The following is a 9,748-nucleotide window of genomic DNA, read 5'->3' as shown; positions in this document are numbered from 1 at the left end:
GGGCGAAGCCCAAAGATAAAAAATCACTAGATAGAAGGCCCGGCACATGGCTGGGCCAGTAACTAGTTGTGGCCTTTACGCAACCAAGTCCCAGGTAATTGCAATCGATCCAGTAGCAGCAGCGCCTGCAATCCTAGAGCCAGCAGTAACCCAAAGCCCCATACCGGCAGGCACGAACAGAGGTTCTGGAAGCGTGATTAAGGAGTGGCTGGTCGCGACAGCTGGGCCGTTACCGCAGAAAATAATGCGTGTGTTGGCGTCGCCAGCGCTGACAGGAGCAGCCTCCGAGGCATAAAGGTTGACGTACCCATCAGCGGGGTCGATGTAGGCTGTCTGAATGGTCAGACCGTTCACGTTCTGGTTTGGGGGGACGATCTGTACAACATCCTTCGGGAACAAATTGCCGAAGTGTTTACCAATTTTTGCTGCGCTCATTTTTAACACCTGTAGAGTCGAATGATTTTTTGCGGAGAATTCCGCGTTCATGTCGCTCAAGGGCGATGAGTTGAAGCTCATGGCTTTATTGATAGGCTGCAAAAGCCCAGTAGCATCACGGGGGCCGCTCTTAATCGAGCAAATCCCAGGTCAGAGCAACGGCCGCGGCTGGGACGTTCGCAGCGACCCACAGGCCTTGTCCCGCAGAGACAAACAGCGGATTAGGCATCAACAACTCAGAGCCGGAACCAGCGGCTGTATTGCCGTTCCCCGCAAAGATGATGGGCTTGGATTCATCGCCGATACCGCTCGGTGCAGAGGTCCCCGAGTAGAGCCCCAGCGCGCCGTTTGATGGACTGATCAGACCGGTCTGAATAATCAATCCATGAGTGTTTTCTGCGGGGTCTACAATTTTCACAACACGTGCCGGGTTCATGGTGACATTGCGAAAATACTTGCCTACTTTTACTACTGACATAGCTTCACCTATTGAGTCGAATGATTTGTCGCGGAGGATTCCGCTTTCATGTCGCTCAAAGGCGATGGCTGGAGGCTCAAGGCCTTCACTTGGACACGTGCAGATCAGAACCTATATCAAGCTGATATCTACATCCTGTGCGCCCGAGGAGTAGAATGACTATCTCAATAAAATACTGTACATGCAACCAGCATTTCACGAAAAACACTCCATCCTTACAAATCTCATTCATTCGATAAAGTCCCCAGCGTCGACAACTCAGCGCATCGATCTCGCCACTCCAGTCTCGCACCACTCCACAAGCATGTGAGGTCAGAGTGCACGAACTGACGGTGTTGACTCCGTACGTCGCACTATCCGGCTTTTGCTGACGGATGTAACCTTCATCCGCGCTCCTTACCGGCATAACCATCGGTGGGTGTGCAGCGTAGAGTAACCATCGCTGCAGTTGCCATAACCATTCTATCTGCCGGCACCGGGCACTGACCCGACGCCGGCGCCACTCCCCTACTCCTCCACCCCGACACTTTTGTACTCCGCGCCTTAGGGCATCCAGCGGAGCGCATGACTGTGTCTATCTCATCGTCATCTCCGCCCTGGAGGCAATCATGTCAGCACTACGCAAGGCACAGCTCGAATACGACAACCGCATGCCGCCACCGGTAAGCGAGGACGACCTGGCCGAATCGGAATGGCTTGAGGCAAACGCAGAGCGCCTGCTGATGGGCTACCGGATCTCCTGGGGCTACCAACCTTCAGAACGAGGCGAGGTCACCCAGGCCGACTTTGCAAGGGCGGTGCAGGACCACCTGAACCAGCGTCAGATCGATGGTGAGGACCAGCAAGACGCTTTCGGCCAACTGGTGATCGGCGCCATGGGCTTTCGCAGCTCGGGACTCCTGATGGATCTGGCGATGTACCTGCTGGGCAAGAAGTCAGCGTTGAAGGATATCGCGCTCGAGCTTTTGAAGCCTCACGTAGAGGCCGCCGTGGCCTTTGAACAGGAGCAGGCGCGCTTAGAGCAGGAGTGCGGGTTTTGAGCCCTCACATCCTCATCGACCAAGCCCTCGAAGGCGTTGCCGATCCCAATAGCCAGTCCGACATCGATGTCCTGGTGCGAGGCCTGATCACCCGCCTCTTCACTGACGGAGCGATCTCCACCGACGAATTCACCCACTACTGCAAGCGCCTGATGGACGCCTGTCACCGGCGCAAGGAGGCAGAATGACCACTTCCCCAGTCAAGTCGCTCATTGATGAGCAGTTGGAAGACATCACCGCTCATAGCCTGCGTGATGCGTACAGCCTGGCCGAGCGCCGGGGCTTCTTCGGGCCGCCAGTTGAGCAGTACGCGGAGCCCGGTTACCGCGGCCGGGTGCTGCAGGTTCTGCGCTATCGCGTAGCCCAATTGGAGCAGCGGCAATGAGCGGCGCCGGCGCACACAAGCGCGGCCAGCAACTGGCAATCCGCTGCGCAAAACTCCGTCGCGAAGGTCTGTCTCTTTCCGAGGTGGCCCAGGCAACCGGCATCAAGAAGGAGCAGGCCAACGCCAAGATCATCCTGGGCGAAAGGCTGCTGTCGCTGGTCGAGTCGTGATCGCACTTCTCTACTGGCGTAGCTCCTTCCCTGCCCTCGTCCTCTGCACCGCCGCAATGCTGATCAGCACCCTCGCCGATCACCTCACCCAATAATCCTCAGCCCTTCAAAAGAGATAGTGAATCACTCTAAATCATCTGCGAGTTTCAAAAACTCACTTGCAAGATCTCTTAGAAAGTCCGGATCGAGCGGAAGCTGAATTCGATTTTTGGCTACGTTAGCAGCGTCCCCGCCATACATTACGCTTACTGACTCATTGTCGGACATGACAGAAATTCGATCGACCTGGATCTGTTTGGGACTTCCTTTGTCTCGAACGGCCCAGAACATTTCTGGCTCCGGAAACTCGATCCGGAAACCGGGTGGCCGTGATTTGTATCCCATGATCGTTCCCTCGATTTATAGAAAGCCAAAGCTTACCAGCGAACTTTGTAAGTCACCTCAATCTCATTGAAAACCGATTGCGCCCAGTTCACAGCAAGGCGCGGGAGATAGTCATGCCTGTACCTAACCTCGCCCTGTGGGAAGAGGTCGAAAAGACCGATCCCAAGTTCACCAAGGAGTACACCGGCCCTGGTGGTTTCACGGGTACCGCGGTGAATGCCCAGTACCTGGCCAAGCGCGCCACAGAGCAGTTCGGCCCCTGCGGCACCGGCTGGGGTTATGAAGTGATCGAGGAGCGCTTCGACATCGGTGGCCCACTGCTGAACAAGGAAGGAGCAGTGCTGGCACACGCCCAGGTGCATACCCTGAAGGTCGCCCTGTGGTACCTGGGTGGCGACGGTGAACGCAAGACGATCACGCACTACGGGCACACGCCCTTCATCACTCAAAACAAATTCGGCAGCATCAGCACCGACTTTGACGCGCCGAAAAAGTCCCTCACCGACGCGATCGGCAAATGCCTAAGCCAGCTTGGCTTCTCCGCCGACGTCCGCCTGGGCCTGTACGACGACATTCACTACGTCAACGAGCGCCTGGGTGAAGCCGAGATTGAGCGAGCCGAGGACAAGATCGAAGCGAAGGAGCGCCTCGCCGCTGAGTACCGCGAATGGCTAGCCAAAACCCTCCACCTGATCGGTACCGCGCAGTCGCTCAACGAGCTGCAGCAGCTCTACAAGTCGGCCATGCGAAAGCTGGAGCTGCGCAAGGAAAGCCCAGAGCGCGAAGCCCAAAAACTCAAATTCACCCGCGCCAAGGAGGCCCGCAAAGCGGACCTTGAAGACTCTATGGAAGGTGCAGCATGACCGAACTCTACGCACTGACTGGCCAAATGGCCGAACTCGCTGCCCTGGCAGATACCGACGACGAAGGGCTGCGCCAGGCCATCCAAGACACCATGGACGGCATCAAGGGCGAGTTCGAAGTGAAGGCCGACAGCATCGTCATGCTGCGCCGGAACATCGAGGGCGACATCGACGCTATCGACAAAGAAGTCGACCGCCTCAACGAGCTCAAGCGCATCAAGAAGAACACCGTGGGCCAGATCAGCGACTACCTGCGCCGGAACATGGAGGCGGCAGATATCAAGTCGATCAAGCGCCCGCTGTTCACCATCACCCTCGCCCTTTCGCCAGAGAAGGTGATCGTCGATGACGAGAAGGCCGTGCCTGATGAGTTCGTGTCGCTGAAGAGCGTGATCACCCCGGACAAGAAAACCATCGCCGTCCGGCTCAAGGAAATCCGCGATCACAACGAGGCTGTGCACAAGCGAATAGCCGCTGGCGAGGACGCAGAAGCCGAACTTCTGGAAGAACCAAGCTGGGCCCACCTGGAGCGCGGCGAAAGCTCGATTCGCATCAAGTGAGGTAACCATGAGCAACAACTTCATCCTGGTCTGCTCCGAGCGCCAGGCAGAACTGGAAGCAGCTAAGGCTGCCTTCTTCATGGCAGGCAACAAGGTCCAGGTGCTGGAGTCTTTCAGGTTCCAGTCTCGCCGGCCACGCAAGGACCTGGGTGGCCAGCATGGCAAACGCGCCACCCGCCCGCAGCCCAAGCGAACCTACGAAGACCAGTTCGCCCAACGCAAGGCCTACGTCGACACGATCCGAGAGCTCGCCAAGACCATGACCATCGACCAGGCCATCGCCGTCACAGGGAAGTCGGAATCTGCCATGCGTAGGGCCTCCCACGAAGGCGGTTTCACCTTCAAGAGCAAGGTCGTTGATAGGGAGCGGGATTTAAAGCTCATCGAGCGCCTGGCTGCCCTGCGGGACGCTGGAGTGTCACGCATCGCTGCATGCAGGAAGGTCGGGATCTCTGACACCCTGCTGAACCGCCTGGTACTCGACTACAACTTCAACTTCCCGAAGCGCTGGGAGAAGCGAGCTTGAGGCGCTTCAGCAACCGCCCGCAACAGCGCAAACGTCAAACCTGGTCGACGATACCGGCCAGCGGCATCGAAGAGGTAGGCCATGGCTGCGACTCAGGAAGAACGAACAGCCAAACTTGCCGAGAGGCGGCAAGAGCTGGGCGAGCAGGAACTGCGACACACGGCTCCATATGGCACTCGGGCGATGCTCGATGAGCTGATGCGCTGGCATGAGATCGAGGAAGTCGGCGAGGCGGTGCAACTGCTGGTCCTGAATTGCCGGGCCGAAGATCTGCCGCCTGCGCCGCAGAAGATCAAAGGACCGTCCGATATCATCCGCCACTACTTCCGCCAGGGGGTGCGCGACAGGTTGTCGGCCATCACCGCCGCCCTCGGCGAATCAAAGGGCCGAGACGCCATCTGGCGACTGATCGCATATGCCCACTCGCTTGGCCCCGACGGCTCCGCGTCGCTCTTCGAAATTCCGCGCCACAAAATTGAAGTACCGCAAAACGTGGCGCGCAAATTACGGCAGGCAGGTTTTGCCGAATCGCTGCAGATGAACGCCGACGACGGCGACGAATAACCCTCCCTCCTAGCGGCATCCTGATGGCGACCTTTCCCTGAAAATGACCATTGCAGAGAGGGGAAAGGTAATGCGCAAACCGAAATCTGAACCCTCTATTGAACTGTAGAGTTGCTGTCCGGGTAAACTGCATCGCCGACGCTGCTGGTTATGAATCAGAAAGGCACGGACGCGTATTTCCTTTTTCTGGATTTAAGCACCAGAACATCAATATCGAAGGATAGGGATATGAATCACATCTACAAAACGTTTCTACTACCTATGGGTATCGGTATTGCGGTGTTGTGCTCGATGAATGTCGAAGCGATAACGCGGGAAGAGATGCTCAAGCTCAATGCCGCGTACCCGCCCGGTAGCGTTGTTAGCTGTGAGACGCAGCTTGAAGGAAACGGCAAAAATATATTGCCAACGCTCCTAAAAACTCGCGCGCACATCAAAGAGAGAACGGGAAATTTGACGCGTACTGATGTCAGCGTAACGTTTATCCCTAAGGGATTATCAACCAACACAATGACCGTGAATTACCAGTCGCGGGCAACCATGGAAGATGACGGTGAGTTAATTGATATTGACCCTGCTAGCCTAACTGTCTCATTCAGCGCCGCGAATCCAGCGGGTGAGGAAATTGTGGCGAAGAAAATGCGCAGCACTCTCCCTCCTACTGGAAGCGATCTCAGGCTATACAAGACGGTAAAAATCACCGATTTTCCATCGTTCATAATCACTCCCCAAGATCAGCCTCCCACCTACTGCTTTAAGGAAGAATAAGCAGTGATACCTTGCTGAGCTGAGCTGATCCAGGTCAGGAATACCCAGCCCTGGCTGACCTGATGGCCTGGGCCGGCATCGAGGAACAGGGCGAGGCAATGCCCCTGAAGATTCACCACCTGCATGGCCTGGGCCCAGTAGGATCGGCGCAGTTCCTAGCGCCGCCACGACACGAATACGCGATACTCGAAAACGTGTCGCAGAAATTGCAACTTGCCTACAACCGCAAAGCTTTGCGGCTCGGAAGCGATGAGACCGGTTAGGCTGGAAGCGCCTCTATCTTACTTCTCGCATCTTCCCATACGGCAGCAACTGCGGCGCCTTTATCAGGCCAAGACTGGTCTGCACATTTGATTTGTGGAAAGCCGTCGACTACAAGTCGCGCCGTTACATGTCCGACATGGAAATTGATGTAGATAGTGAAAACTTTTCCTTTGTGGATGTCGCGAAACGAGTACTGCTCCAATTTGACTCTCCATATAAATCGGCCCCAAGCCGGTCACCCGTAATACCCCATATCAACGCCTACTGCCAGTGGAGAGATTAGGCGCACCGGCGGATCATTTCCTCGATCCACCTTCGAAGTTGCCAGGCAAAAATGGCCAGCCGCCCTTTCGCTTTTTGCCCGACTTCTCCAGGGACTCGGCGATTCTCTCGCGCTCAAGCTTATCGTAGAGCTTGGCTCGATACTCGACAGGGGTTGCCTCAAGTAACTCTGCAAGCTCTTTGAATGGCTGTTTTCGTCGATGTCGCTCTGCACGGGTCGGCCTATCCTTTTTCGACATCCTGCATCTCCTTTTCGCCGTATAAGCAGTTCAAACCTATCTCACTTAAACGAATCACGCCAGCCAGGCCATGGCCATCGGCTGCCCGGAGGAACCTATGCAAGCAGTCATCTACGCGGGCCTGCGTATCGGCGCCCGCGACCAGCTGATCCACGACGCCCTGATCTACAAGCGTGTGATCGAGGTAGCCCGGGAGTTCCAGCTTTCCCCGGGCACTATCCGAGCTGCAGGGAAACGCATCTCCAACACATCTGTTTTCGAGCTGAGCCTACTGGGGGGGGGCAACCCGATGCCGATCGGCAAGGTCGTGGCCGATTCCTTCCGCAAGGCCGCGCTTGGCGCGTACCGGAACTACCACGGCACCTTTCGAAACCTTGAGCTGCCCTGCTGGGTAATCACCGACGGCACCGAGAAGATCGAAGTGCTCGAACTGCGCAGGATCGATACCGGCGAAGAGTCGCTGTGATGCTTTTTCCATCTTCAATCCAATGGACTATCCATTGCCTCGGTCGTACCAGTTGTTAGCTAGATCAACAGGAATTCGAACAATCTTTGAAGGCTCTAGCTTATTGCAGGCTTCCGGGTATTGCTCGATCTCGATACCGAAATAGGCTAACCAATCGCCATTTGCTTGTTGCTTCAGTTCTGCCAAGTGCATACCAACTTGCACTTCAGTCAAACCAGAAACTTCAGCGATCAGTTTGTTGGTGGGTTTCTTACTCATCTTGCCCTCCTTGAACCGGATTCCTTCCGGCTCTCATAGAAATAGATCAATCCGACCTATTACGCCAGCCAGCGAGGATTCCGCATGTCCGCAAAACAGAAGAAACACCCCTTCGATTTCAAAACTCAATACGGACTCGGCTTCAGCACTCAGGACGATGAGATCGTTGTCGACTTTTTTTGCGGGGGCGGCGGTGCCGGCACCGGGCTGGAAATGGGCCTGGGTCGCGCGGTAAACGTCGCGAAGAACCACAGCCCTGCAGCAATCAGCATGCACACCGTGAACCACCCGGGTGCTGTGCACTACACCACAGACGTGTTCGACGGCGATCCTGACACCGAATGCGGCGGCAAGGCCGTTGGCTGGTTCCACATGTCACCGGACTGCACACACCACAGCCAGGCCGCCGGCGGCCAGCCACGCAAGCGCGAGATCCGCAACCTTTCGTGGATCGGCCTCAAGTGGGCCGGCAAGAAGAAGCCACGGGTGATCAGCCTGGAAAACGTGAAGCAGATCCTGCAGTGGGGCCCCCTCGTTGCAAAGCGCGACAAGGCTACAGGCCGGGTAGTGAAACTCGGTGGCAGTGTGGCCGCGCCGGACGAGGTTGTGCCGGTCCACCAGCAGTTCCTGGTGCCAGATCCAGCCAGACGCGGGCGGACCTGGGCCGTATTCGTCGCCGAGCTGCAACGCCTTGGCTATGCCGTCGAGTGGCGCGTGATCAAGGCGTGCGACTTCGGCGCGCCGACCAGCCGGGAACGCCTGTTCATGATCGCCCGCTGCGACGGTCAGCCCATCGTGTGGCCCGAGCCAACCCATGCAAAGAACCCGGCCAAGGGCCAGAAGAAGTGGCGCACCGCCGCCGAGTGCATCGACTGGACCATCCCGAGCAAGAGCATCTTCGACCGGCCCAAGCCGCTGGCACCTGCAACCCAGCGGCGAATAGCCAAGGGCATGAAGAAGTATCTCATCGATGCCGCTGACCCGTTCATCGTGCCTATTGCGAACTGGTCCGGCGACAGCGTGCAGTCAGCCCATGAGCCGCTGCGGACCGTGACGTCCTGGCCCCGCGGCGGATCGTTCGCCATGGCCAGCCCGATCATCGCGCCAGCAACACACCAGGGCAGCGACCGGATCAACGACCCGTCCGCCCCGCTACCGACTGTGACCTGCGCAAATCGCGGCGAGCTGACGTTGATCAGTCCGGTGATGGTCACTGCTGCGCATGGCGAAGGGAAGCCTGGCGGTGTTCAACGCTGGGGCAACGGCAGCAAATTTGCCGGTGCCCCGCTGGGGACGGTGACAGTCAGCGGCGGGCATTCAGTTGCAGCCGCTCACCTGGTGAAGTTCCGGTTCTCGGACGACGGCAAAGCGCTGAATGAACCGCTGCCGACCATCACCAGCGGCGGCAACTACCAGCGCCCGGCCGGTGCCGCACACGCCATGGGTATCTCAACGGTGTTCATGGCCCAGATGAATGGCGGCTTCAACACCACGGCCGCCAAGAGCATCGAGGACCCGATGACCACGGTGACAAACACCGGCAGCCAGCAACAGCTGGTAACGGCAAACCTGCTGCACCTGCGCGGCAACTGTGACGCGAAGGATTGCGCCGAACCGCTGCACACTGTCAGCGCAGCCGGCACCCATCACGGCCTGGTCGAGTACACCCTATCGCCTGAGCACGAAGAGGGCGCCCTGCGGGTCGCCGCATTCCTGATCAGCTACTACGGCGCCGAGAACGTGAGCGCTGCAAACGAGCCGGCCCCAACAATTACCACCAGGGACCGCCTGGGCCTGGTCACCGTCACGATCAAGGGCACCCCGTATGTGATCGTCGATATCTGCCTGCGGATGCTGCAACCCTCCGAGCTGTACAAGGCTCAGGGCTTCCCCGACGACTACATCATCAGCCACGGCGCCGACGGCAAGCCATTCACCAAGACCCAACAGGTCCACATGTGCGGCAACAGCGTCAGCCCACCGCCAATGGCAGCGCTCGCCCGAGCAAACGACCCGTGGCGCGCCGCCGAACGACAAGCCGAAGCCGCATAACCCAACATCTGCCG

The 9,748-nt window shown here is 57.7% G+C and carries 16 protein-coding genes; 11 read left to right on the top strand and 5 right to left on the bottom strand.

Annotated features, from left to right (window positions below):
* Nucleotides 1-75 precede the first annotated feature (75 nt).
* Together U873_RS0120145 and U873_RS34820 are read right to left on the bottom strand one after the other, a co-directional pair.
* A complete protein-coding gene (locus U873_RS0120145) occupies nucleotides 76-486 on the bottom strand; it encodes a hypothetical protein (RefSeq protein ID WP_025129959.1) in 411 nt (136 codons plus the stop codon).
* 79 nt (nucleotides 487-565) lie between these two features.
* Nucleotides 566-913: a hypothetical protein gene (locus tag U873_RS34820; RefSeq protein ID WP_025129958.1), complete on the bottom strand. Its 348-nt coding sequence runs from the start codon at nucleotides 911-913 to the stop codon at nucleotides 566-568.
* 608 nt (nucleotides 914-1,521) lie between these two features.
* Between U873_RS34820 and U873_RS0120135 the strand changes: the two genes are divergently transcribed.
* The 4 genes from U873_RS0120135 to U873_RS36970 are packed head-to-tail and all read left to right on the top strand — an operon-like array spanning nucleotide 1,522 to nucleotide 2,508.
* Nucleotides 1,522-1,953 carry a hypothetical protein gene (locus tag U873_RS0120135; RefSeq protein WP_025129957.1) on the top strand — a complete coding sequence of 144 codons (432 nt, stop codon included), beginning with the start codon at nucleotides 1,522-1,524 and terminating at the stop codon, nucleotides 1,951-1,953.
* On the top strand, nucleotides 1,950-2,141 hold the full coding sequence (locus U873_RS0120130) for a hypothetical protein (protein WP_025129956.1): 192 nt from the start codon (nucleotides 1,950-1,952) through the stop codon (nucleotides 2,139-2,141). Before U873_RS0120135 ends, U873_RS0120130 begins: the two co-directional genes overlap by 4 nt.
* Nucleotides 2,138-2,338: a hypothetical protein gene (locus tag U873_RS0120125; protein ID WP_025129955.1), complete on the top strand. Its 201-nt coding sequence runs from the start codon at nucleotides 2,138-2,140 to the stop codon at nucleotides 2,336-2,338. The genes U873_RS0120130 and U873_RS0120125 overlap by 4 nt, the downstream gene beginning before the upstream one ends.
* A complete protein-coding gene (locus tag U873_RS36970) occupies nucleotides 2,335-2,508 on the top strand; it encodes a hypothetical protein (RefSeq protein WP_177330294.1) in 174 nt (57 codons plus the stop codon). The genes U873_RS0120125 and U873_RS36970 overlap by 4 nt, the downstream gene beginning before the upstream one ends.
* 123 nt (nucleotides 2,509-2,631) lie before the next feature.
* Here U873_RS36970 and U873_RS0120115 read toward each other — a convergent pair whose 3' ends face one another.
* The gene (locus tag U873_RS0120115; RefSeq protein ID WP_157838109.1) at nucleotides 2,632-2,892 is read right to left on the bottom strand and encodes a hypothetical protein; all 261 of its coding nucleotides are present in this window, start codon (nucleotides 2,890-2,892) and stop codon (nucleotides 2,632-2,634) included.
* Nucleotides 2,893-3,005: 113 nt separating this feature from the next.
* Here U873_RS0120115 and U873_RS0120110 point away from each other — a divergent pair, with 113 nt between their 5' ends.
* The 5 genes from U873_RS0120110 to U873_RS0120090 all read left to right on the top strand — a co-directional run bounded on the left by U873_RS0120110 (nucleotide 3,006) and on the right by U873_RS0120090 (nucleotide 6,173).
* Nucleotides 3,006-3,755 (top strand): hypothetical protein, encoded by a 750-nt coding sequence (locus U873_RS0120110; RefSeq protein ID WP_025129953.1) that lies wholly within the window; start codon nucleotides 3,006-3,008, stop codon nucleotides 3,753-3,755.
* Nucleotides 3,752-4,315 (top strand): siphovirus Gp157 family protein, encoded by a 564-nt coding sequence (locus U873_RS0120105; protein WP_025129952.1) that lies wholly within the window; start codon nucleotides 3,752-3,754, stop codon nucleotides 4,313-4,315. The genes U873_RS0120110 and U873_RS0120105 overlap by 4 nt, the downstream gene beginning before the upstream one ends.
* 7 nt (nucleotides 4,316-4,322) lie before the next feature.
* A complete protein-coding gene (locus U873_RS0120100; RefSeq protein WP_025129951.1) occupies nucleotides 4,323-4,841 on the top strand; it encodes a hypothetical protein in 519 nt (172 codons plus the stop codon).
* Between the two features lie 81 nt (nucleotides 4,842-4,922).
* On the top strand, nucleotides 4,923-5,405 hold the full coding sequence (locus U873_RS0120095; RefSeq protein WP_025129950.1) for a hypothetical protein: 483 nt from the start codon (nucleotides 4,923-4,925) through the stop codon (nucleotides 5,403-5,405).
* A gap of 228 nt (nucleotides 5,406-5,633) precedes the next feature.
* Nucleotides 5,634-6,173, top strand: coding sequence for a hypothetical protein (locus U873_RS0120090; RefSeq protein ID WP_025129949.1), 540 nt, complete (start codon nucleotides 5,634-5,636; stop codon nucleotides 6,171-6,173).
* Nucleotides 6,174-6,733: 560 nt separating this feature from the next.
* Here the strand turns inward: U873_RS0120090 and U873_RS0120080 are convergent.
* Nucleotides 6,734-6,958: a hypothetical protein gene (locus U873_RS0120080; RefSeq protein ID WP_025129947.1), complete on the bottom strand. Its 225-nt coding sequence runs from the start codon at nucleotides 6,956-6,958 to the stop codon at nucleotides 6,734-6,736.
* Between the two features lie 97 nt (nucleotides 6,959-7,055).
* On the opposite strand from U873_RS0120080, the gene U873_RS0120075 reads away from it, so the two are divergent.
* Nucleotides 7,056-7,424 carry a hypothetical protein gene (locus U873_RS0120075; protein WP_025129946.1) on the top strand — a complete coding sequence of 123 codons (369 nt, stop codon included), beginning with the start codon at nucleotides 7,056-7,058 and terminating at the stop codon, nucleotides 7,422-7,424.
* A 27-nt stretch (nucleotides 7,425-7,451) separates the two neighbouring features.
* Here U873_RS0120075 and U873_RS0120070 read toward each other — a convergent pair whose 3' ends face one another.
* Complete coding sequence (locus U873_RS0120070) at nucleotides 7,452-7,682, bottom strand: hypothetical protein (RefSeq protein ID WP_025129945.1); 231 nt, start codon at nucleotides 7,680-7,682, stop codon at nucleotides 7,452-7,454.
* An 84-nt stretch (nucleotides 7,683-7,766) separates the two neighbouring features.
* Here U873_RS0120070 and U873_RS0120065 point away from each other — a divergent pair, with 84 nt between their 5' ends.
* A complete protein-coding gene (locus U873_RS0120065; RefSeq protein WP_025129944.1) occupies nucleotides 7,767-9,734 on the top strand; it encodes a DNA cytosine methyltransferase in 1,968 nt (655 codons plus the stop codon).
* Nucleotides 9,735-9,748: the final 14 nt, after the last annotated feature.

The sequence above is a fragment of the Pseudomonas sp. PH1b genome (assembly GCF_000633395.1).
GTDB lineage: Bacteria > Pseudomonadota > Gammaproteobacteria > Pseudomonadales > Pseudomonadaceae > Aquipseudomonas.
The sequence above is the reverse complement of the archived record's forward strand: the minus strand, read 5'-3'. Positions and strand labels throughout refer to the sequence as shown.

What these genes read in the sequence shown, in the direction of transcription:
- U873_RS0120110 (WP_025129953.1), top strand. Translation starts at nt 3,006, where the DNA reads ATGCCTGTACCTAACCTCGCCCTGTGGGAAGAGGTCGAAAAGACCGAT.
- U873_RS0120145 (WP_025129959.1), bottom strand. Translation starts at nt 486, where the DNA reads ATGAACGCGGAATTCTCCGCAAAAAATCATTCGACTCTACAGGTGTTA.
- U873_RS0120080 (WP_025129947.1), bottom strand. Translation starts at nt 6,958, where the DNA reads ATGTCGAAAAAGGATAGGCCGACCCGTGCAGAGCGACATCGACGAAAA.
- U873_RS0120100 (WP_025129951.1), top strand. Translation starts at nt 4,323, where the DNA reads ATGAGCAACAACTTCATCCTGGTCTGCTCCGAGCGCCAGGCAGAACTG.
- U873_RS0120115 (WP_157838109.1), bottom strand. Translation starts at nt 2,892, where the DNA reads ATGGGATACAAATCACGGCCACCCGGTTTCCGGATCGAGTTTCCGGAG.
- U873_RS0120070 (WP_025129945.1), bottom strand. Translation starts at nt 7,682, where the DNA reads ATGAGTAAGAAACCCACCAACAAACTGATCGCTGAAGTTTCTGGTTTG.
- U873_RS0120090 (WP_025129949.1), top strand. Translation starts at nt 5,634, where the DNA reads ATGAATCACATCTACAAAACGTTTCTACTACCTATGGGTATCGGTATT.
- U873_RS36970 (WP_177330294.1), top strand. Translation starts at nt 2,335, where the DNA reads ATGAGCGGCGCCGGCGCACACAAGCGCGGCCAGCAACTGGCAATCCGC.
- U873_RS0120065 (WP_025129944.1), top strand. Translation starts at nt 7,767, where the DNA reads ATGTCCGCAAAACAGAAGAAACACCCCTTCGATTTCAAAACTCAATAC.
- U873_RS0120125 (WP_025129955.1), top strand. Translation starts at nt 2,138, where the DNA reads ATGACCACTTCCCCAGTCAAGTCGCTCATTGATGAGCAGTTGGAAGAC.
- U873_RS0120105 (WP_025129952.1), top strand. Translation starts at nt 3,752, where the DNA reads ATGACCGAACTCTACGCACTGACTGGCCAAATGGCCGAACTCGCTGCC.
- U873_RS0120095 (WP_025129950.1), top strand. Translation starts at nt 4,923, where the DNA reads ATGGCTGCGACTCAGGAAGAACGAACAGCCAAACTTGCCGAGAGGCGG.
- U873_RS0120135 (WP_025129957.1), top strand. Translation starts at nt 1,522, where the DNA reads ATGTCAGCACTACGCAAGGCACAGCTCGAATACGACAACCGCATGCCG.
- U873_RS0120075 (WP_025129946.1), top strand. Translation starts at nt 7,056, where the DNA reads ATGCAAGCAGTCATCTACGCGGGCCTGCGTATCGGCGCCCGCGACCAG.
- U873_RS34820 (WP_025129958.1), bottom strand. Translation starts at nt 913, where the DNA reads ATGTCAGTAGTAAAAGTAGGCAAGTATTTTCGCAATGTCACCATGAAC.